This is a genomic window from Streptomyces luteolus (assembly GCF_029968015.1).
GTDB lineage: Bacteria > Actinomycetota > Actinomycetes > Streptomycetales > Streptomycetaceae > Streptomyces > Streptomyces luteolus.
Genome location: NZ_JASCIS010000026.1, coordinates 49,004 through 70,273 on the forward strand (window position 1 = coordinate 49,004; position 21,270 = coordinate 70,273).

Below are 21,270 nucleotides of genomic sequence, written 5' to 3' on the forward strand. Positions count from 1 at the left end.
GGGCATCTGGGCGCCTAGCGCACCGGCCCGCACTCATCGACGTACACGGTCGGCTCGGAAAGGAAGATCTCGCTCTCGACGGGCCCGTAGGCGATGTTGAAGGTGTCCAGCCAGTAGGACCAGTCACGGATGCCCGCCGCGCTGCTGAAGCGGTAGTTCAACCGCCAGCGGACCCACTGCCCCGGCAGCAGTCGCACCGCCGGCGGCCGACGGCGTCGTGGCGGCAACCCGAAGAGGGGTGGCACGCGCGCGAGCACCCGCAGCCGGTCGCCCTCGTCCCGCAGGCTGACACCGATCTCGCGCAGGTCCCTGCGGCCGGACCGCGGCTCGAACTCGTCCCGCTCGGACAGATGGACGAAGTGGGCGCACCCGGCAGGTAGTTGAGGCAGGGCGAAGCCCGACGGCACCGCGTTTCTGCGCGCGGCGGCCTCCCCGCCCCGTGACTCCTTCGTCCAGGATGTCTTGACCCACTGCACCGTGATGTCCACCGCACCCTCCTTCCGCCGACGAGACTACGGTCCGCACGCCTGAGCGTGATCTCGGCGTTCGAGGTGGCTATGCTCGACGCTCTCGATGGCGCCCCGCGCGACGACTGGGGCGCGGCCCTCGAACCCGCCGGAATCGTCGAGCAGGCCCGCCGCATGCACCGCGACCACGGCTTCACGTCCTTCAAGCTCAAGGGCGGCGTCTTCCCGCCCGACCAGGAGGCCGCCGCGATCCGCGCCCTCGCCGAGGCCTTCCCCGACAGCCCTCTGCGGCTCGACCCCAACGGCGGCTGGAGCGTCGGGACCAGCCTCCGGGTCGCCGCCCAACTCGCCGATGTACTGGAGTACTTGGAGGACCCCACCACCGGCACACCCGGCATGGCGCAGGTCGCCGTGGGCACGGGCGTGCCCCTCGCCACCAACATGTGCGTGACCCGCCTCGGCGAGATCCCCGAGGCCTTCACCCGGGGCGCCGTGCAGGTCGTGCTCTCCGACCACCACTACTGGGGCGGCCTGCGCGCCACCAAGGAACTCGCCGCCATCTGCGCCACGTTCGGCGTCGGCGTCTCCATGCACTCCAACCACCCACCTCGGCATCAGCCTCGCCGCCATGACCCACGTGGCCGCGACCCTCCCGAGCCTCGACTACGCCTGCGACACCCACCGCCCTTGGCAGACCGACGACGTCATCACCGAGCCGCACGTCTTCCGCGACGGCCGCATCGAGGTGTCCGACGCCCCCGGCCTCGGCGTCGAACTCGACCGGACCGCCCTCGCCGCCCTGCGCGGGCGCTGGCAGCGCATGCCCGGCATGCGGGACCGCGACGACGAGGCCGGGATGCGCCTCGCCGACCCCACCTGGACGCCGCACAACTCCCCGCGCTGGTAGGCGACTTACTCCGCTTCGTCGTGGAGCAACGCATCGGCCTCTTCCCGCGTCACGAGGGCACGTCAGCCGGTCGAGCGCAGCCGGTCCAGCTCGTCCCCGATCGCCTCGCGCAGCGAATCGTGCCGCGGACCGAGCGCGAACCGTGCGTCGGACCACCTGGCGCGGGGATAGAGCCACACCGGCAGGCCCACGAGGTCGGCGGGCTCCCACGAGAAGCGGGGCCACACATGCGCGTGCAGGAACCCGTCCGTGTTGCCCAGGATCTCCAGATTGACCCGCCGGAAAGCCGGATCCGTATGCCGGCACACCCGCTCGACCGCCTCCCCGAGCCGTTCCATGTCGGCCAGGAAGGCCAACCGCTTCGGCCGGGGCAGGTCCGACAACCGCTCGACCCGCGGATCGTCGGCCAGCAGCACCGAGTACCCCGGCAGGAACTGCACATCACCGATCACCGCGAACCCCGCGTCCAGGCGCCGCAGCACAGCGGGGTTCTCACCGCGCAGCGCACTCCCGACCCGATCCGCCCGCCAGTCGTCGTTCATGGACCGAGCCTAGGTTCCGGGTTCCTCGCTGTGGAAGGGGCCGCAGGGCGATCGAGGGTGCCGCCGCCGACAGTGTGGGACGTGTTCCGCAGAAGCCTTGCCGGGTTCACCAGTCGTGAATCGCCCCGTCTTTCGGACGGTTGACCGGCAGGTACCTGGGCCAAGGCCCACCTCGACCGGACGCGGCGACTGAGTCCGCCGCTGCCGCGCCGCATCGAGACGCTCGTCGACGAACACCGCTCCGTGGTCGACGCGTTGGAGCGCCGCAATGTCGCCGCCGCGGAACAGGCCCTGCGCGGCCACCTCCAGGGCGTCCTCGCCGACCTCGACACGATCCAGGCCGACCGCCCCGAACTCTGCACCGGCCCGGACGCTGAGCCGGAGACGCCGGTGCGGCGGCGGGTGCCTCCCGGGTGGCGAGGCTAGCCGCAAGCGCACGTAAATCACGCAAGTCGTTTGCGTTCGCTGCGGCGAGGATTGCAGTTCCCCCACGCCGCCGGGCCTGCCAGTTCCGTAAGTCTTCGTAAGTCAGGTCGGCCGCTGTCGCGGCCCTTCCCTGTTTGCGTTCGTGCCGCATGCAGTTCAGTTTTTGCAATCTGTGCGTGAGTTATTGCGTGCCAATGTCGGCGGTGGTTGAGTGTGCGCCGCGCCCGGCCTGTCGCCGGCACGTACCCGGAGGGGGTCCAGATGTCAGGCACGAACCGTACGAACCGCACGAGCAGACGAAGGCTCACGCCCGCCACCGCCACCGCACTCGCCCTGGTCACGCTCTCCGCCTGCGGCACCAGCAGCGACGCGGCCGACCCGGAGTCCGGCGGCAAGGTGCGGCTGGACGTCAACGGGCAGCCGCCCAAGACCCAGGCCTTCGAACGGAAGCTCTTCGACAAGCACGTCAAGCAGTTCGAGAAGGCCCACCCGGACATCGACATCGTGCCCCACGAGGGCTTCATGGACCCGAAGACCTTCAACGCGAAACTCGCCGGGGGCAAGCTGGAGGACGTCTTCTACGTCTACTTCACCGACACCCGGTCCCTCATCGAGAAGCAGCAGGCCGCGGACATCACGGACGCCGTCAACGACCTGCCCCGACTCGGTGACATCCAGGACCCGTTGATGAAGATCTTCCAGGACGAGCAGGGCAGGCAGTACGGCCTGCCCACGTCGAACTACTCGATGGGCCTGCTCTACAACCGCGCCCTCTTCAAGAAGGCCGGACTCGACCCCGACCGGCCGCCGAAGACCTGGGCGGACGTCCGCAAGGCTGCCAAGAAGATCGCCGGGCTCGGCGACAACACCGTGGGCTACGCCGACTTCTCCAAGAACAACCAGGGCGGCTGGCACTTCACCGCCGAGCTGTACTCCCGCGGCGGCAGGGTGGCGGAGGAACGCGACGGCCAGTGGAGAGCCGCGTTCAACACCCCCGAGGGCAAGTCCACCCTCCAGGACCTCCACGACATGCGCTGGAAGGACAACTCGATGGGCAGCAAGCAACTGCTCCAGGTCGAGGACGTCCAGCGCATGATGGGCTCCGGCAAACTCGGCATGTACGTCGCCGCCGCCGACAACATCACCGTCGTCGCCAAGCAGTTCGGCGGCAACTACGCCGACTACGCCCTCGCCCCCGTACCCGACGCGAAGGCCACCCTGCTCGGCGGCGAAGGCTACATGTTCAACCCCAAGGCCTCCCCGGAGAAGATCAAGGCCGGCGTCGAGTGGATCCAGTGGCGCTACCAGAACCCCGACCTGATCGAGAAGAACGTCGCCGACTACGCGGAGGCGAAGCTCCCCGTCGGCATCCCGATGCCCACCGTCCCCGACATCTTCAAGGGCGAGGTCCGCGAGCGCATCGAGAAGGTCAAGCGGGACAACGCCAACATGCCCGTCGCCAACTACCAGGCCTTCATGGACTCCGCTCCGAACGTCCCCGGCGTCATCGAACCGCCCAAGGCCCAACAGGTCTACGCCGTCCTCGACTCCGTGATGCAGGCCGTGCTCACCAAGGAGAACGCCGACATCGACGCCCTTCTCGCCGACGCGGAGAAGAAGGTCGACGCGATCTACGACGCCGCCTGATGGCCATGACCGGCATCAAGACCCCGCCCCGGCACGCGGCCGCACCCCCCAAGGCCCGCACCCCACGCCCGCGGACCACGACCCGACGCCGCCGCAACCTGCGTGAACACCTCACCGCGTACGGATTCCTCTGCGCCGCCCTCGTCGTCTTCGCCCTGTTCTCCTGGTGGCCGATCGTCCGCAACACCCTCCTCGGCTTCCAGCAGGTCAACTTCGCCACCGGCAGCACCTGGGTGGGACTCGCCAACTTCCAGAAACTCCTCGACGACCCGCTCTTCCTCACCGCCTGGAAGAACACCGGCCTGTTCACCCTCTACGCCCTGGTCCTCGGCTTCGCCGTGCCGTTCCTGACCGCCGTGCTCCTCAACGAGTTCCGGCACGCACGCGCCTACTTCCGCATCCTCGTCTACCTGCCCGTGATGCTTCCCCCGGTCGTCGTCGCCCTGATGTGGAAGTGGTTCTACGACCCGGGCCCCGGCCTCTTCAACGAGATCCTCCGCGGCCTCGGCCTGCCCACCTCGAACTGGCTCGACTCCTCGGCCACCTCCCTCATCTCCCTTGTCATCGTGTCCACTTGGGCCAACATGGGCACCACCACCCTGATCTACCTGGCCGCCCTCCAGACCATCCCCGGCGAGCTCTACGAAGCCGCCGAACTGGACGGCGCGGGCCTCTGGCAGCGGCTCCGCCACGTCACCGTCCCGCAGACCCGGTTCGTCCTCCTCGTCCTGCTGCTCCTGCAGATCGTCGCCACGATGCAGGTCTTCACCGAGCCGTACGTGATGACCGGCGGCGGCCCCGAGGACTCCACCGTCACCGTGATGTTCCTCGTCTACCGCTACGCCTTCGTCTACAACGACTTCGGCACCGCCAGTGCCCTGAGCCTGCTGCTCCTGCTCGTCCTCGGCGTGTTCTCCGCGCTCTATCTGCGGGTCACCCGCGCCGGAAAGGAGTGAGCCGGTGTCCGCCTCGACGCGCACCCTCGTACGCCCCGCCGTCCTGAAGACCCGCAAAGGCAGGCTGGTCTACTGGTCGACCCTCACCGCCGCCCTGCTCCTGTTCACCGTCGCGTTCATCGTGCCGCTCTACTGGGCCGCGACCGGCGCCATGAAGTCGCCCACCGAACTGGCGCAGAACCCGCCCACGTACATCCCTCAGACCTGGCACCCCGAGAACTACGCCAAGGCGTGGCAGGAGATGGACCTGGCCCGCTACTTCCTCAACACCGTCGTCCTCGCCGGCGGCGCCTGGCTGGTGCAACTCGCCGTACAAGTGCCCGCCGCGTACGCCCTGTCCAAACTCCGGCCGCGGTTCGGGAACGTGGTGCTCGGCCTGATGCTCGTCACCCTGATGATGCCCGCCACCGCACTGCTCGTGCCGGTCTACCTCACCGTCGTCGACGTCCCGCTCTTCAACCGCAATCTCATCAACAGCCCCAGCGCGGTCTGGCTGCCCGCCGCCGCCAACGCCTTCAACATCTACATCCTGAAGAACTTCTTCGACCAGATCCCCGACGAACTCCTCGACGCCGCCAAGATGGACGGCGCGGGACCTGTCACCACCCTGTGGCGCGTGGTGCTCCCGCCGGCCCGGCCGATCCTCGCCGTCGTCTCCATCCTCTCCGTCGTCACGGCCTGGAAGGACTTCCTCTGGCCGCTGCTCGTCCTGCCCGACCCGGCACAGCAACCGTTGAGCGTCTTCCTCCAACGCGTCGCCCAGGACACCCCGCTCAACAGCCTCGTCGCCGGACTCGTCATGGCCTCACTGCCCCTGATCGCGCTCTTCCTGGTCTTCCAGCGCCAGATCATCTCGGGCCTCGCCGCGGGCAGCCTCAAGGGCTGACACACCCCCAACTCCCTTTCCTTCACAGCCAGTTCTGAAAGGAACTCCCTTGACCAGCACGGAGTGGTGGCGCAGCGCTGCCATCTACCAGGTGTACGTACGCTCCTTCGCGGACGGCAACGGCGACGGCACCGGCGACCTGGCCGGAGTCCGTGCCCGGCTGCCCTACCTCGCGGGCCTCGGCGTGGACGCCCTGTGGTTCACGCCCTGGTACCTCTCGCCCCTGGCGGACGGCGGCTACGACGTCGCCGACTACCGCACCATCGACCCGGCGTTCGGCACCCTCGCCGAGGCCGAACAGCTCATCGCCGAGGCCCGCGCACTCGGCCTGCGCTGCATCGTCGACATCGTCCCCAACCACGTATCGGACCAGCACCCCTGGTTCAAGGCGGCCCTCGCGGCCGGACCCGGCGCACCCGAGCGGGAACTCTTCCACTTCCGCCCGCACTCCCCGGAACCCCCCAACGACTGGGTGGGCGAGTTCGGCGGCGTGCCCTGGTCCCGTACCGACGACGGCGAGTGGTACCTCCACCTCTTCGCGCCCGAGCAGCCCGACCTCAACTGGACGCACCCGAAGGTCCGTCAGGAGCACGAGGACGTCCTGCGGTTCTGGTTCGCGCGCGGCGCGGCCGGAGTCCGCATCGACTCCGCCGCCCTCCTCGCCAAGGCCGACGGCCTCCCCGCCATGGACCCGGCCCGCCCGCACCCCTTCCACGACCAGCCGGAAGTGCACGACATCTACCGCTCCTGGCGCAAGATCGCCGAGGAGTGCGGTGCCGTACTCATCGGCGAGGTGTGGCTGCCCGACGAGGAACGCTTCACCCGCTACCTGCGCCCGGACGAGCTGCACACCGCGTTCAACTTCGACTTCCTGACCCGCCCCTGGGACCCCGCCGAGCTGTGGGAGTCCATCGAGCTGACGCTGTCCGGCCACGCCCCGGTCGGCGCGCCCGCCACCTGGGTCCTCGCCAACCACGACGTGACCCGCACCGTCACCCGCTACGGACGGGCCGACGACACCGGCTTCGCCTTCGACCGCAAACGCTTCGGCGTCCCCACCGACCTGGACCTCGGCACCCGCCGAGCCCGCGCCGCCGCCCTCCTCACCCTGGCCCTGCCCGGCTCCGTATACCTGTACCAGGGCGAGGAGTTGGGCCTGCCCGAGGTGCGGATACCCCGGCACCTGATCCAGGACCCGATGCACGCGCGCTCCGGGGGAGCGGACCCGGGCCGGGACGGTTGCCGGGTGCCGCTGCCCTGGGACGACACCCCACGGGACGGCTGGCTCCCGGCGCCCCCGGACTGGGGCTCGTACGCAGTCGAGCGCCAGGCCGACGACCCGGACTCGATGCTCTCCCTCTACCGCACGGCCCTGCTCCTGCGGCGCACCCTCGGCGACGCCGGCCCGCTGCGCCGCCTGCGCCCCGAGGAACCCCGGGTGCTCTCGTTCGCCCGCACCTCCGCGCGGGACGGCACCACCTGGATCTGTCTGGTCAACTTCGGCCCGGACGACGTGGCGCTGCCCGCCGACACCGAACTCCTGCTGGCCAGCGGCCCCTTGTCCCCGCGGGGGCGGCTGCCGCAGGACACCGCGGTCTGGCTGCGGGCCTGAACGCCCGCGGCCGGACCGCACCCGCTCCACATCCCCGTACGTCCCCCACACCGAAGGGAATGTCATGGGCACCACCGAACGGCACCGAGGTCGAGGCCGGGCTGTGCGCCCGGTCCTGGCCGCCTCCCTCGCCACCGGCCTGCTCTTCGCCGGATGGCAGGCGAGCGCGGCACCCCCCGCGGCACCCCCCGCGGCACAGGCCCCGGACGAAGGCCCGCTTGCCGCGCAGCAGGGCAGCAGCAACGGCTGGACCACCGCCGACCTGGGCGCCACCCGCCGCCTGGACCGGGTGGAGGTGCGGCTGCCCGGCACGGCATGGAACGTCCGCCTCGAAGGCTCCGCCAACGGCCGGGACTTCAGCGACCTGTCCGACGTCAAGGCCCGCAAGGGCGAGGTCACCTTCGACCTGGACGGCGCCGCCGTCCGCCACCTGCGCGTCACCGGCACCAAGAAGGTCGGCGCGATCGCGGCGTACGCGGCACGCTCCGGCGACACCACACCCCCGAAGGCCCCGACCGGCGCCTCCCTCGACGGCGCCACGCTCAGCTGGGACCGGGCCGAGGGCGCCACCGCGTACGACGTGTACGCCGACGGCGAGCTGCGCGCCAGCCTCCCGGCGAAGACCCGGCACTGGCGGGACACGACCGCACCGGCGGCCGACGGGCGGAAGGTCACCTACGCGGTACGGGCCCGGGACGCCGCCGGCAACCAGTCCCCGGACAGCGACACCGCCACCCGTCACGCAGGGGTGGGCCAACCCGCGCGTGGGAAGGCCGCGTTCACCCCTCCCCGCAGCGGTGCGTCCCTCGCGCAGCGGAACCCCGACCAGGCCGCGCGCGGTGCCACCCTCCCGTACACGACCGTCGAGGCCGAGGCCGCCGAACCGGGCGGCGGGGCGCAGGTCGTCGGACCCAACCGCAAGATCGGTGACCTCGCCGGAGAGGCGTCCGGACGCAAGGCGGTGACGCTCGAAGAGACCGGCCAGTACGTGGAGTTCACCACCCCGGTCGAGACCAACACCCTCGTCACCCGGTTCTCCGTCCCCGACGGCACGAACACCACGCTCAACGTCTACGTGGACGGCGAGAAGACCAAGGCCCTGGACCTGACCTCCAAGTACGCCTGGCTGTACGGTCCCGAGGCCTCACCGGGCAACGACCCCGGCGCGGGCCCGCCCCGGCACATCTACGACGAGGCGCATGTGAACCTGGGCCGCAGGGTTCCGGCGGGCGCGAAGGTCAGGCTGCAGAAGGACGCCGACAACTCCTCGGCGTATGCGATCGACTTCGCCGACTTCGAGCAGGTCGAGGCCGCCCCCAACCCGGACCCGGCCGCGTTCGTGGAGCCGTCCGGCACCGGTCACCAGGCCGTGCAGGACGCGCTCGACAAGGCGCGTATGGACACCACCGGCACGATCAAGGGCGTCTATCTCCCGGCCGGTGACTACGAGACGTCGAGCAAGTTCCAGGTCTACGGCAAGCCGGTCAAGGTGATCGGGGCGGGCCCCTGGTTCACGCGCTTCCACGCTCCGAAGGGCCAGGAGAACACCGACATCGGCTTCCGTGCCGACCAGGGCGCCAACGGCTCTGTCTTCTCCGGCTTCGCGTACTTCGGCAACTACACGTCCCGTATCGACGGCCCCGGCAAGGTCTTCGACTTCCGACACGTGTCCGGCATGACCATCGAGAACATCTGGGCCGAGCACATGGTGTGCCTCTACTGGGGCGCCAACACCGACAGGATGACCCTGCGGGACAACCGCATCCGCAACACCTTCGCCGACGGCCTCAACATGACCAACGGCTCCAGCGACAACCTGGTGACCAACACCGAGACCCGCGCGACCGGCGACGACTCGTTCGCGCTGTTCTCCGCGACCGACGGGGGCGGCGGCGACCAGACGGGCAACGTCTACGAGAAGCTCACCAGCAGGCTGACCTGGCGTGCGGCGGGCCTGGCGGTCTACGGCGGCCAGCGCAACACGTTCCGCGACATCCACATCGCCGACACCCTCGTCTACTCCGGCGTCACCGTCTCGTCCCTCGACTTCGGCTACCCGATGAACGGCTTCGGCCCCGACCCGACGCAGTTCTCCGGCCTCACCATCGAGCGCGCAGGCGGCCACTTCTGGAACGGGCAGACCTTCCCCGGCATCTGGATGTTCTCCGCCTCGAAGCCGTTCCGCGCGATCCGCGTCGACGACGTGAGCATCACCGACCCGACGTACCACGGGGTGATGTTCCAGACCAACTACGTGGGCGGGCAGCCCCAGAACCCGGTCCAGGACACGGTGTTGTCGAACGTCACGATCTCGGGCGCGCAGAAGTCCGGCGACGAGTACGACCACAAGTCCGGCTTCGGCATCTGGGCCAACGAGATGCCCGAGGCGGGCCAGGGCCCGGCGGTCGGCGAGGCCACGTTCAGGGGGCTCACGCTGAAGGACAACGCCGAGGACATCCGCAACACCACGTCCACCTTCAAGATCAACGTCGAGTGAGGCGGAGGACTCTCGCCATGGAACGCAGACCACACGCTCCCCGCACACCCCGCAGAAGGCGCGGGATCGCCACAGCACTCGCCTTCGGCCTCGCCACGGTGGGCCTCCTGCCCCTCGCGGCCAACGCCACTCCCGCCGACGCCGCCGCTGAGCCGACGAGCACTGCCGCCGCCCGCGGAGCGAACGTCCCGTACGTCGAGTACGAGGCCGAGGACGGCAGCTATGAGGGCACCCTCCTGGAGGCCGAGCCCGACCGCCCCTTCGGCCACACCAACTTCGGAACCGAGTCCTCGGGCCGCAAGTCGGTACGGCTCAACTCCACCGGCCAGTATGTGGAGTTCACGTCGAAGAGCGCCACGAACTCCATCGTCGTACGCAACGCGATACCCGACGCGCCGGGCGGCGGGGGACAGGAGAAGACCCTCAGCCTGTACGCGGACGGGAAGTTCGTGCAGAAGCTGAAGCTGTCCTCCAAGCACAGCTGGCTGTACGGGAACACCGACGACCCGGAGGGTCTGACCAACCGGCCGGGCGGCGACGCACGCCGCCTCTTCGACGAGTCCCACGCCCTCCTCAAGGACTCGTACCCGGAGGGCACCGAGTTCCGGCTGCAGCGCGACGCGGACGACGACGCCGAGTACTACGTCGTCGACCTCATCGACCTGGAGCAGGTCGCCCCGCCCGCGGAGAAGCCGGCCGAGTGCACGTCGATCACCGAGTACGGCGCGAAGCCGGACGACGGCGAGGACGACACCCAGGCGATCCAGGCGGCCGTCACCGCCGACCAGAAGGGCGAGATCGACTGCGTGTGGGTACCGGCCGGGCAGTGGCGCCAGGAGCAGAAGATCCTGACCGTCGACCCGAAGTACCCCGGCAACCCCCACAACCAGGTCGGCATCCGGGACGTCACCATCCGCGGCGCGGGCATGTGGCACTCCCAGCTCTACACCCTCACCCCGCCCCACGAGGCGGGCGGCATCAACCATCCGCACGAGGGCAACTTCGGCTTCGACATCGACGACAACACCCAGATCTCCGACCTCGCCATCTTCGGCTCGGGCACGATCCGCGGCGGTGACGGCGGACAGGAGGGCGGAGTCGGCCTCAACGGCCGCTTCGGCAAGAACACCAAGATCAAGAACGTCTGGATCGAGCACGCCAACGTGGGTGCCTGGGTCGGCCGCGACTACAGCAACATCCCCGAACTGTGGGGCCCGGCCGACGGCCTGGAGTTCAGCGGCATGCGCATCCGCAACACCTACGCCGACGGCGTCAACTTCTCCAACGGCACCCGCAATTCGACGGTCACCGACTCCGCGCTCCGCAACACCGGTGACGACGCCCTCGCCGTCTGGGCCAACAAGTACGTCAAGGACCCGTCGACGGACATCGGCCACGACAACGCCTTCACCGGCAACACGATCCAACTCCCCTGGCGTGCCAACGGAGTCGCGATCTACGGCGGCTACGGCAACACCATCGAGAACAACATGATCGCCGACACGATGAACTACCCCGGCATCATGCTCGCCACGGACCACGACCCGCTGCCGTTCTCCGGAACGACCCGGATCACCAACAACCGCCTGGACCGCACGGGCGGCAAATTCTGGGGCGAGTCCCAGGAGTTCGGCGCCATCACGCTCTTCGCGGCGGGCCAGGACATTCCCGGTGTCACCATCAGCGACACCGAGATCCACGATTCGACGTACGACGGAATCCAGTTCAAGTCCGGCGGCGGCGCCACACCCGACGTGCAGCTCACCAACGTCAAGATCTCCAAGTCCAACAACGGAGCGGGCATCCGCGCCCACGGCGGGGCACGGGGGAGCGCGGCCCTGTGCAATGTCACGATCAGCGATTCGGCGGACGGCGACACGCTGATCGAACCGGGCTCGCAGTTCGTCATCGGGGAGGGCTGTAGGAACTAGCGCCCGCCGTGCACGCCGGACGGCCTACGAAGCAGCCGCCCGGCCCGGTCTCAAGGGGCCGGGCGGCTCGCTCATCGCGCGGCGTCGGGCACCTCGAGGACGAAGAACAGGAAGGTGGTTCTGGTCGACAAGGCCCGGAACTCGTCCGGGAACCGTTCACGTCCTGCCGGGTCCGGCTGCGGTTCGCTGAGGACGGAAAGGCGGAAACCGGCGGCGGTGAAGGCGTCGGTCATCGCGTGCAGGGGCTTGCGCCAGAACCTCATCGGGACGGTGCGGCCGCCGAAGGACCAGTCGAAGGTGTAGCTGTTGCTCGCGAAGTAGTCGGGCCTGGGCTCCTGGATCGTGTACCCGACGAACGGGTGGTCCACCGAGGCGATCAGTCGGCCGCCGGGCCTGAGCACCCGCCAGAACTCGGCCAGCGTCGGCCCCCAGTCCTCCAGGTAGTGCAGCACCAGCGAGGCGACCACATCATCGAATGACTCGTCGGCGACGGCACCGCGGTCACGCAGGTGGGCGAAGAGTGGGCCCGAGCTCCGTGATGGTGTGCCTGCACGCATCGCATCGGCCGCACGAACTGCGAACGTCCTGAGGGGAGTTCACTGCAGAGCAGAGCGCCAAGGAAAGTGCGGGTCAAAGGCAGGGAGAGCAAAGGGAAAGAGGGAGTCAAGGGTGCCGGTGTGGCTCGATCTGAGGCGTGAGCGGAGGGTGCGGCGCGTTAGCCTGGCTATTGGTTGTCTGGGGCAATCAATCCACCCGGGGCGGGTCCCGCTCGTACCGGGCGCGGCGTCATGCGCCCACGGGGTCATGAGCCCACGGTGTCATGAGCCCTCGCCCCGGACCGCCGCCGACCAACAGAGCGCCACCACCGGCGCGCGCAGGGACAAGCAGGCCGGTGATGTCAGGAGGACCGCCCATGCCCACCGAGGCATACGCAGCCACAAACACCCCCACACCTACCCCCGCAATCCCCTCCACCCCTTTGCCCGCCACCACCGACACCCACGAGCCCGCTCCCACCACCACCCGCGACCCCGCTCCCACCGCCACCCCCACGGACACTCCCACGGGCCAGGAACCCTTCCGCACCTTCGTGGAGGAGGCCCTCGACGAGCTCGCCTCGGGCCCCGACCGCGAACTCCTCGTCCACGGCGACCACCGCCTGACGGCACGTCAATTCCATTGCCTGGTCCACCGCATGGCCCACGCGCTCGCCGCCCGAGGAGCCACCCGCGGCGCGACCGTCACGCTCCTCAGCGGCAACCTCCCCGAGACCATCGCCGCCCGCTACGCCGCCAACCTCGCGGGCTGCAAGGTCAACCACCTCTACAACAAACTGTCGGCCGAGGTGCAGTCGGCCATCGTCGAGGACGTCGAAACGCAACTCCTCATCGTCGACCCGCGCTACGCGGACCGCGCCGCCGAGATCACCGGCCACACACGCATACCGCACGTCCTCGTCCTGGGCGAGAGCAAGCGCGAGCTCGGGCAGAACCTCCTGGCACTGGCCGCCGAGCAGCCCGCCGAACCGTTCACGGCCCGCGCACGCCCCGACGGCATCTGCACCATCCGGCACACCGGCGGTACGACGGGCCACCCCAAGGGCATCGTCACCACCTTCGAGCAGGTCAGCCGGATGAGCCGGATGGCGACCGCCGTGCGCCCCGAGGCGGAGGAGACGCCCCGCCAGCTCGCCTGCACCACCCTCGCCCACGCCGCAGGCATGCTGGCCGACGTCGTGATCCGCGCCGGCGGCACTGTCGTACTCCACGACGACTTCGACGCGGGCGAGGTCCTCGCCACCATCGAACGCGAACGCATCACCCGCCTCTTCCTGCTGCCGCCCCTGCTCTACCAGCTCCTCGACCACCCGGACTCCGAGCACCGCGACCTGAGCAGCCTGCGCGGCCTGACGTACGGCGGCTGCCAGGCCTCGCCCACCCGGATCGCGGACGCCGTACGCCGACTCGGGCCCGTACTAGTCCAGTTCTACGGGCAGAACGAGGCCGGCGGCATCAGCGTGCTCACCGCCGACGACCACGACCCGGACAGGCCCGAGCGGCTGCGTTCCGCGGGCAAGGTGCTGCCGAACGTGTCGGTCGCCGTCCGCGACACCGTAGGCAGGGACCTCCCCGTCGGCGAACTCGGCGAGATATGCGTCCGCTCCGCGGGCACCATGACGGGCTACTGGAAGCAGCCCCGCCTCACCGCCGACGTCCTGCGCGACGGCTGGCTGCACACCGGCGACATCGGCTTCCTCGACGTGGACGGCTACCTCACCGTCGTCGACCGCCTCAAGGACATGATCGTGGTCGTCGGCGGCCACGTGTACACCACCGAACTGGAGGACCTGCTCAACTCCCACCCGAAGGTGCGGCAGAGCGCCGTCTACGGAGTGCGCGACGCCGACCGCATGGAACAGGTCCACGCCGCGGTCGTGCCCGCACCCGGCGCCACGGTGACGGCCGAGGAGCTGCGCGCGGCGGTGCGCGAACAGCGCGGCGCGATGTACGAACCGGCCCACATCACGTTCCTGGACGCCCTGCCCCTCACCGACGCGGGCAAGCCGGACAAGAAGCTGCTGCGGAAGCGTACGGAACGGCACAACTAGCACCCAGCGCCCGACCGCGGTGCCCTCGGCCACGTCCTCGGGGGTACTGCGGGGCGAGCCCCCCGTAAACGCAGAACGGCAAGGAGAGGACTCTCCTTGCCACTCTCAAGGTATAGCTCACCCGGGGGCTTGCCACAAGGCCCGGGGCACGGCGCAGAATCATCCGGCCCGAGCCCACAACCTGCGGAAATGAGGCGCCACATGAGCGAGCGGTACGTGTTGGATCTCCAGGACTTGGACTTGGACTTGGACGGCGCCGGGGCCGGGGCCGGGGCCGGGGACCGACTTCCGGTCGTGGGCGGCAAAGCCGCACACCTCGGCGGGCTCTCCCGCATCGACGGCGTCCGCGTGCCGGACGGCTTCTGTGTGACGACGCACGCCTTCCGCCGGATCATGGCGCAGGACCCGTCGATCGAAGCGCTGCTCGACCGGCTGTCGCGCCTGGAGCCGGACGACCCGGACGACCCGGACGACCGGGACGCGATCCGCGCGCTCAGCGCGGAGGTCCGCCGCACCGTCGAAGGCATCACCATCCCGGAGGACCTCGCGGCGGACATCACCCGCGCCCTCGACCGGCTCGGCGAACAGACCGCCTGCGCCGTCCGGTCCAGCGCGACCGCGGAGGACCTGCCGACCGCCTCGTTCGCCGGCCAGCAGGACACGTACCTGAACGTCATGGGACCGGCGGCGGTCCTCCGGCACGTCAGCCGCTGCTGGGCCTCGCTGTTCACCGAGCGGGCCGTGACCTACCGCAGGCGCAACGGCATCGACCACCGCACGGTCCACATGGCCGTCGTCGTCCAGCGGATGGTCCTCCCGCAGGCGTCCGGCATCCTGTTCACCGCCGACCCCGTCACGGGCCACCGGAAGGTCGCCACCGTGGACGCGGGCTTCGGCCTCGGCGAGGCCCTGGTCTCCGGACTGGTCAACCCGGATGTGTTCAAGGTGCGCGACGGCGAGATCGTCTCCCGCGCAATCGCCGCCAAACAACGGGCAGTTGACGCCCTGCCGACCGGCGGAACGCGAGAAGTCGCGGTCGACGCGCGGCGGCAGCGGCAGCCCGCCCTCACCGATGAGCAAGTCGTACGACTGGTCCGGCTCGGGCGGCGGATCGAAGCCCACTTCGGCCACCCTCAGGACATCGAATGGTGCCTGGCCGACGACGACTTCCAGATCGTGCAGAGCCGGCCCATCACGACACTGTTCCCCGTCCCCGAGGCAGGCGACGAGGAGAACCACGTCTACCTCTCCGTCGGCCACCAGCAGATGATGACCGACCCCATGAAGCCCCTGGGCCTCTCCCTGTGGCAGCTGACGGCCATGGCGCCGATGCTCGAGGCCGGCGGAAGGCTGTTCGTCGACGCGACCCGGCGCCTGGCCGAACCCGCGAGCCGCGCCGCCTTCCTGGACCTGGTGGGCAGGGGCGACCCGCTGACCAGGGACGCCCTGGAGACCGTCCTCGGGCGCGAGGACTTCCTCGTGCCCTCGCTTCCGGCCGCGAGCCCCGACGGTCCGGCCGCCGACGGACCGCCCGCCGAGGCTCCGCCTGTGAGTGGTCCGCCCGCCCCGATCGACACCGATCCCGCCCTCGTCACCGAACTGATCGCGCGCAGCGAGGCATCCGTCGCCGCCCTGGAACGCGACATCCGGACGAAGTCGGGACCGGAGCTGTTCGACTTCCTCCTCGACGCGTTCACGGAGCACAAGAAGGTGCTCAGCGACCCGCTGAGCATGCGGGCCATCATGGCGGGCATGGAGGCCACCTGGTGGCTCAACGACAAGCTGGGGGAGTGGCTGGGCGAGAAGAACGCGGCCGACACGCTCACCTTGTCCGCGCCCGACAACATCACCTCGGAGATGGGCCTCGCGCTCCTCGACGTCGCCGACGTGGTCCGCCCCCACCCGGAGCTTGTGGCGTTCCTGCAAGGCGTCGAGGGCGTCGAGGGCGTCGAGGGCGACGACTTCCTCGACGAACTGCCGAAACTCCCCGGCGGCACCGAAGCGCGCGACGCCATCGAGGCCTACCTCGACCGGTACGGCATGCGCTGCGTCGGCGAGATCGACATCACCAGGCCGCGCTGGCGCGAACGCCCCGGCACGCTCGTACCCGTGATCCTCGACAACGTCAGGAACTTCGCACCGGGCGCGGCCGAACGACGCTTCGAGGAAGGGCGCCTGCGGGCCGAGGCGAAGGCACACGATGTGCTGTCCCGCCTGCGGACCCTGCCGGACGGCGACCGCAAGGCCGACGAGACCCAGCGGATGATCGACCGCGTCCGCACCTTCGTCGGCTACCGGGAGTACCCCAAGTACGGGATCATCAGCCGCTACTTCCTGTACAAGCAGGCCCTGTCGGCGGAGGCCGGGCGCCTCGTCAGGGCCGGTGTGCTCGCCGAGCCCGAGGACGCCTTCTACCTCACGTTCCAGGAACTCCACGACGCCGCGCGCTCGCACCGGGTCGACGCCCGCCTCATCCAGGAGCGCAAGGACGCGTTCCGCTCGTACCACGCCCTCACTCCGCCCCGCGTCCTCACCTCGGACGGCGAAGCCGTCACTGGGGCGTACCGGCGCGACGACGTCCCGGACGGCGCCCTCATCGGCCTTCCCGTCTCCGCCGGGACCGTCGAGGGGCGAGCCCGCGTCATCCTCGACATGGCGGACGCGGACCTCGAAGCGGGCGACATCCTGATCACCCCCTTCACCGACCCCAGCTGGTCGCCTCTGTTCGTCGGCATCGCCGGACTGGTGACGGAGGTCGGCGGACTGATGACCCACGGTGCCGTCATCGCCCGCGAGTACGGCCTGCCGGCGGTCGTGGGCGTCGAACAGGCCACCCGCCTCATCCGCGACGGCCAGCGCATCCGCGTCCACGGAACGGACGGGTACGTCGAGATCCTGCCCTGACCCACGCGATCCCGGGGGAGGGAACGGGAGGGAGGGCCGTCGCGGTCGGCCCTCCCTCTCACCCCTTCGGCAGCAGGTGCTCGCCCGGGTGCCTCACCGGCCTGGTGCTCCACCGCGACCGGCGGCAGCGTTCAGGAGACGGACGCGAACCCGCGGACGCGAGACCGCGGGCACAGCCGCGGAGCTGAAGGAGGCCGGGACCGTGCAAGAACCCGATGTGGTCCCAGGGCACAGCCCGCTCCCCGGGGCGCCGGATGCCGCACCACAGCAGCCGCCCGCAGCAGCGGACGGACCGCGCCCCGGCCCACGCCGTAAAGCCCCGGACAACGCCGGAACCGGTGCGAAGGCACCCGCCCGCGCACTGCCGTGGCTGGCCGGCGTCGCCGCCGCCTTCACCCTCTTCCAGTTCGCCCTCGTCTTCCAGCCCGCCCTCGCCGTACCCGGCACCGGCCTCGGCTGGGACGAGACCGTCTACGTCAGCCAGGTCAGCCCGCAGGCCCCCGCCGCGTTCTTCAGCGCCCCCCGCGCCCGCGGCATCACCTACCTCGTGGCACCCGTCACCGAACTGACCACCTCCGTCCCGGTCCTGCGCGTCTACCTGGCCCTGCTCTCCGGCCTCGGACTGTTCCTCGCACTCTGGGTGTGGCGGCGACTCCTGCCCACCCCCGTACTGGCCGTCGCCGGAGCCCTGTTCGCGAGCATCTGGATCACCGCGTTCTACGGCACGCAGGTGATGCCCAACCTCTGGGTCGCCTACGCGGCACTCATCGCCACCGGCTGCTTCCTGCGCGCGGTCCGCCGCCCCGACGCCCGCATGCTGCTGTGCATGGCCGCCGCGGTGGCGTTCGCCGCACTCCTGCGCCCCGGCGACGCGGTCTGGCTCGCCCTGCCCCTGGCCGTGGCAGCCCTCCTGATGCGCGCACGCCGCCGCCTCCTGCTGCTCCTCACCCTCGCCGCCGCCCTCGTCGTCGGCTGGGCGGAGTGGATCATCGAGGCGTACGTGTGGTACGGCGGCCTGACCACACGCCTTGAGCGGGCCAGCGAGATCCAGGGCCACCTGGGCGCGTACTTCGCCTTCGACGACCACGTGCGCGCCCTGGGCGGCCGCACCCTGTGCCGCCCCTGCGACGTGGCGTGGACGCACCCGGTCACCGGCCTCTGGCTGATCGTCCTCCCGCTCCTCGTCGCGGGCGGCGTATGGGCGGCGGCCCGCACCCCCCACCGGTCGGCGATCGTCCTGGCCACCGGCACCGGACTCGCCCTCGCCTTCCCGTACTGGTTCACCGTCGGCTACGCCGCACCACGCTTCCTGCTCCCCGCGTACGCCCTGCTCAGCCTGCCGGTCGCCCACGGCCTCGTCCACGTCGTACGAGCGGCCGCACGGGCCGGAACGCCGTGGCGCCGGGTCGCCCTCGTCGGCCTGGCCGCGGCGGTCGCAGGGCATCTGACGATCCAGTACAAGGTCCTCGACGGGCTCGTCAACCGCGTGCGCACCGACAACGCCCTGCACGCGCGCGTCGCCGCCGAACTGCGCGACCAGGGCGTGCGTCCGCCGTGCGTGATCACCGGGATGGAGTCCATCCGCGTCGCGTTCCGCGTCGGCTGCTCCTCCCGCCAGCCCTACGGCCACGACCAGAGCATCACGCCCGAAGGCCTGGCCGCCGCAGCCCGCCACCAGCCGGTCGCCGTCCTCCTCCACGCCGACCAGCGCCCCCAGCAGTACGCCCGCGACTGGCGCGTCCACCGGCTCCCCGACTTCCCCCACCTGCGCGAATACCGCGCCCTCCTGTCACCCACGGCGACCCCGGGCGCCGCGCAGCGGGGAGACTGAGCAAACCTCGGCCGCGGTTCAACTGGCAAGTAATTCCGGTTAGTTGGCGTCGGACAGCTGGGTACGTACGCAACGAGTCGTACGAACCGACCGGCCGACGACGGAAGAAGATGCCATGCGCACCCAGAAGCTCACCCTGGCAGCCCTCGCCCTCGCCGCAGGCCTCACGCTCACCGCCTGCCAGGAGAACCAGGACACCGCCGGCAGCAACGACCGAGCCGACTCCCCTTCCGCGGAAGCCACCGAAGACACCGAAGCCACCAAGGACGGCAGCGGCCCCTCCGACGAGAACCCGGGCGGCACACCGGACGACGGCGGCGGCAGCGGCGACGGACCCGTCACGACCGGCCAGTGCAAGACCGCGAACCTCGACTTCCGCACGTCACCCGGCATGGCCGAGGGAAACCTCATGGTGATCCTCAAGAACACCGGAGACACCTGCACGTTCAAGGGCTTCCCCGGCGTCGACCTCAAGACCGACGACGCCGACACCATCAGTGCCGAGCGCAGCGGCCTCGCCGTACCGGCCGTCGTCGTGAAGACCGGCGAGGAGAGCCGCTTCACCCTGCACCTCCCGCGCAACGACTCCGGCGGCTCGGGCGTGAACGTCACCAGCATCGTCGTCACCCCGCCCGACGAGACCCACTCCAAGACCCTGCCGGTCTCCCTCGACATCCCTGTCACCGACGGCACGGGCAGGCCCGTCACGGTCGACCCGGTCGGCACCGGCAAGCAGTAGTCGGAGGCGGAGCGGGTGACCGGCCGGGGTGCGCCCGCGGCCTGCGAGGTCGAGAGGCCGGGGCAGACCTCGTTGCTCCGGCTGTGCACGGGATGGGCCCACACGACTGATCTTCCGCCCGGCACGCGACACCGCATCCCGACCACGGGAACGGTGAGGTCATGAGCGAGACAGACAAGGCATTCCTCGAAGGCGGCCCGCAGGACCTGCCCGACCGGATCGTCCCGGTCGATACCTCCGGTCAGGATCTGAAGATCGAGTTCCGTAACGGCTACGAGCATTTCCGGCCGACCCGACGCCAGGCGGATACGCCCCACGGGAAACTCCCCGTCTACGAATGGTGGGAGCGGACGGAGATGGCCTCGTAGCGCCAGCGCCAGAGCCGGAGCCGGAGCCAGCGCCCGTGCCAGAGCCCGAGCGCCACGGCTGCAGCGCCGGTCAGTCGTGCCGGGCGTCGACCCGCGCCTGCGCCCGCCGTGCGACCTGCTCGGCGCTCAACCCGCCCGAGGCCACCCCGTACTGACGCGACTCGCCGCTGCCCAGCGCGATCGTGGCCCGTGGGCGCATGGGTTCGTCGGCCCGCCGTGCGAGCAGCACGACCTCGTCGACCGTGGTCGTCATGACATCGAGCCGGGCCGTGCACTCGGCGACGACGGGACGCGGGTCACGGGCCCGGCCCAGGGACAGGTGCGGGGTGAAGTTCCTGTGCCGCCCGCGGCACAGCGGGAAACACCCGGCCAGCGAGTCGTACAGCTCCTGCCACGGCGCCTGCCCCGCGGCAGCAGGATCGAGCCACACCGTCGAGTACGCCCGGTGGCGGAACACCCGTACCCCTGACAGCCGCGCCGTGAACACCCGCGTCCGCGCCGCCGCCGCGGTGAGCAGCGGGAGCGCGTGCTCGAACTCGGCCTCCGGTACGAACCCGAAGAGCACGTTGACATGCGGAGGCCAGCGGCGGATCTGCGGATCGTGCTCCTGCCGGATGCCCTGAATAGCGGGCCACAGCCCGAGCGGTGGGATCCATGCGACCGCGGTACGAGCCGTCGGAGCCACGTCGCACACCCCGACCGGCCCCAGTCCGTCGGCGTTCCAGCCCTTCTCCATAGGCCCATGGTCTCTCGCGCACTACGCCGGGCTGCGGGACGGGCGTACGGGCGTCGAGGTCGGTGACGACGGCGGCGTCTCCTTCCTCTCGTACGTCAACAGCGTCCACCCCGTGGACCACCGCGAACTCACCGCCGTACTGCCGGATTTGCTGGGCCGCATGCTCCCGCTCCTGGAGAACGTCCTCACCGATCTACGCCACCCGCGGCCCAC

The 21,270-nt window shown here is 70.3% G+C and carries 13 protein-coding genes and 5 pseudogenes; 14 read left to right on the plus strand and 4 right to left on the minus strand.

What is annotated here, in order from left to right; all coding sequences use genetic code 11:
- Nucleotides 1-14: 14 nt before the first annotated feature.
- The gene (locus QIT00_RS24215; RefSeq protein WP_282537487.1) at nucleotides 15-488 is read right to left on the minus strand and encodes a hypothetical protein; all 474 of its coding nucleotides are present in this window, start codon (nucleotides 486-488) and stop codon (nucleotides 15-17) included.
- Nucleotides 489-524: 36 nt separating this feature from the next.
- Here QIT00_RS24215 and QIT00_RS24220 point away from each other — a divergent pair.
- Nucleotides 525-1,374, plus strand: a pseudogene (locus QIT00_RS24220) (enolase C-terminal domain-like protein); the annotation flags it as partial.
- A 62-nt stretch (nucleotides 1,375-1,436) separates the two neighbouring features.
- Here the strand turns inward: QIT00_RS24220 and QIT00_RS24225 are convergent.
- The gene (locus QIT00_RS24225; RefSeq protein WP_282537488.1) at nucleotides 1,437-1,916 is read right to left on the minus strand and encodes an HIT family protein; all 480 of its coding nucleotides are present in this window, start codon (nucleotides 1,914-1,916) and stop codon (nucleotides 1,437-1,439) included.
- Nucleotides 1,917-2,093: 177 nt separating this feature from the next.
- Here QIT00_RS24225 and QIT00_RS24230 point away from each other — a divergent pair.
- The 7 genes and pseudogenes from QIT00_RS24230 to QIT00_RS24260 form a co-directional block, all read left to right on the plus strand.
- Nucleotides 2,094-2,342 (plus strand): annotated as a pseudogene (locus QIT00_RS24230) (FCD domain-containing protein); the annotation flags it as partial.
- 261 nt (nucleotides 2,343-2,603) lie between these two features.
- On the plus strand, nucleotides 2,604-3,989 hold the full coding sequence (locus QIT00_RS24235; RefSeq protein WP_282537489.1) for an ABC transporter substrate-binding protein: 1,386 nt from the start codon (nucleotides 2,604-2,606) through the stop codon (nucleotides 3,987-3,989).
- 5 nt (nucleotides 3,990-3,994) lie between these two features.
- Nucleotides 3,995-4,945 (plus strand): carbohydrate ABC transporter permease, encoded by a 951-nt coding sequence (locus QIT00_RS24240; RefSeq protein WP_282537490.1) that lies wholly within the window; start codon nucleotides 3,995-3,997, stop codon nucleotides 4,943-4,945.
- A 4-nt stretch (nucleotides 4,946-4,949) separates the two neighbouring features.
- A complete protein-coding gene (locus QIT00_RS24245) occupies nucleotides 4,950-5,831 on the plus strand; it encodes a carbohydrate ABC transporter permease (protein WP_282537491.1) in 882 nt (293 codons plus the stop codon).
- 49 nt (nucleotides 5,832-5,880) lie between these two features.
- On the plus strand, nucleotides 5,881-7,443 hold the full coding sequence (locus tag QIT00_RS24250; protein WP_282537492.1) for an alpha-amylase family glycosyl hydrolase: 1,563 nt from the start codon (nucleotides 5,881-5,883) through the stop codon (nucleotides 7,441-7,443).
- Between the two features lie 835 nt (nucleotides 7,444-8,278).
- Nucleotides 8,279-9,940, plus strand: a pseudogene (locus tag QIT00_RS24255) (glycosyl hydrolase); the annotation flags it as partial.
- A gap of 17 nt (nucleotides 9,941-9,957) precedes the next feature.
- Complete coding sequence (locus QIT00_RS24260; RefSeq protein WP_282537493.1) at nucleotides 9,958-11,871, plus strand: glycosyl hydrolase family 28-related protein; 1,914 nt, start codon at nucleotides 9,958-9,960, stop codon at nucleotides 11,869-11,871.
- A gap of 71 nt (nucleotides 11,872-11,942) precedes the next feature.
- On the opposite strand, the pseudogene QIT00_RS24265 reads toward QIT00_RS24260, so the two are convergent.
- Nucleotides 11,943-12,401 (minus strand): annotated as a pseudogene (locus QIT00_RS24265) (class I SAM-dependent methyltransferase); the annotation flags it as partial.
- Nucleotides 12,402-12,961: 560 nt separating this feature from the next.
- On the opposite strand from QIT00_RS24265, the gene QIT00_RS24270 reads away from it, so the two are divergent.
- The 5 genes from QIT00_RS24270 (at nucleotide 12,962) to QIT00_RS24290 (ending at nucleotide 20,321) form a co-directional block, all read left to right on the plus strand.
- Nucleotides 12,962-14,479 carry an AMP-binding protein gene (locus QIT00_RS24270; protein ID WP_282537533.1) on the plus strand — a complete coding sequence of 506 codons (1,518 nt, stop codon included), beginning with the start codon at nucleotides 12,962-12,964 and terminating at the stop codon, nucleotides 14,477-14,479.
- 201 nt (nucleotides 14,480-14,680) lie between these two features.
- Entirely contained in the window at nucleotides 14,681-17,383 is a 2,703-nt protein-coding gene (gene rph / locus QIT00_RS24275; RefSeq protein WP_282537494.1) for a rifamycin-inactivating phosphotransferase, read from the plus strand.
- 202 nt (nucleotides 17,384-17,585) lie between these two features.
- Nucleotides 17,586-19,214, plus strand: a complete 1,629-nt coding sequence (locus tag QIT00_RS24280; protein ID WP_282537495.1) for a hypothetical protein — start codon at nucleotides 17,586-17,588, stop codon at nucleotides 19,212-19,214.
- A 115-nt stretch (nucleotides 19,215-19,329) separates the two neighbouring features.
- Nucleotides 19,330-19,953, plus strand: a complete 624-nt coding sequence (locus QIT00_RS24285) for a DUF4232 domain-containing protein (RefSeq protein WP_282537496.1) — start codon at nucleotides 19,330-19,332, stop codon at nucleotides 19,951-19,953.
- Nucleotides 19,954-20,114: 161 nt separating this feature from the next.
- Entirely contained in the window at nucleotides 20,115-20,321 is a 207-nt protein-coding gene (locus QIT00_RS24290) for a DUF5988 family protein (protein ID WP_282537497.1), read from the plus strand.
- 70 nt (nucleotides 20,322-20,391) lie between these two features.
- Here the strand turns inward: QIT00_RS24290 and QIT00_RS24295 are convergent, their stop codons facing one another.
- Nucleotides 20,392-21,057, minus strand: coding sequence for a 2'-5' RNA ligase family protein (locus QIT00_RS24295; protein WP_282537498.1), 666 nt, complete (start codon nucleotides 21,055-21,057; stop codon nucleotides 20,392-20,394).
- Nucleotides 21,058-21,103: 46 nt separating this feature from the next.
- On the opposite strand from QIT00_RS24295, the pseudogene QIT00_RS24300 reads away from it, so the two are divergent.
- Nucleotides 21,104-21,268 (plus strand): annotated as a pseudogene (locus QIT00_RS24300) (DUF4246 family protein); the annotation flags it as partial.
- Nucleotides 21,269-21,270: the final 2 nt, after the last annotated feature.

Coding starts and splice junctions, on each gene's coding strand:
- QIT00_RS24225 (WP_282537488.1), bottom strand. CDS start 1,916: ATGAACGACGACTGGCGGGCGGATCGGGTCGGGAGTGCGCTGCGCGGT.
- QIT00_RS24235 (WP_282537489.1), top strand. CDS start 2,604: ATGTCAGGCACGAACCGTACGAACCGCACGAGCAGACGAAGGCTCACG.
- QIT00_RS24240 (WP_282537490.1), top strand. CDS start 3,995: ATGACCGGCATCAAGACCCCGCCCCGGCACGCGGCCGCACCCCCCAAG.
- QIT00_RS24260 (WP_282537493.1), top strand. CDS start 9,958: ATGGAACGCAGACCACACGCTCCCCGCACACCCCGCAGAAGGCGCGGG.
- rph (WP_282537494.1), top strand. CDS start 14,681: ATGAGCGAGCGGTACGTGTTGGATCTCCAGGACTTGGACTTGGACTTG.
- QIT00_RS24285 (WP_282537496.1), top strand. CDS start 19,330: ATGCGCACCCAGAAGCTCACCCTGGCAGCCCTCGCCCTCGCCGCAGGC.
- QIT00_RS24290 (WP_282537497.1), top strand. CDS start 20,115: ATGAGCGAGACAGACAAGGCATTCCTCGAAGGCGGCCCGCAGGACCTG.
- QIT00_RS24295 (WP_282537498.1), bottom strand. CDS start 21,057: ATGGAGAAGGGCTGGAACGCCGACGGACTGGGGCCGGTCGGGGTGTGC.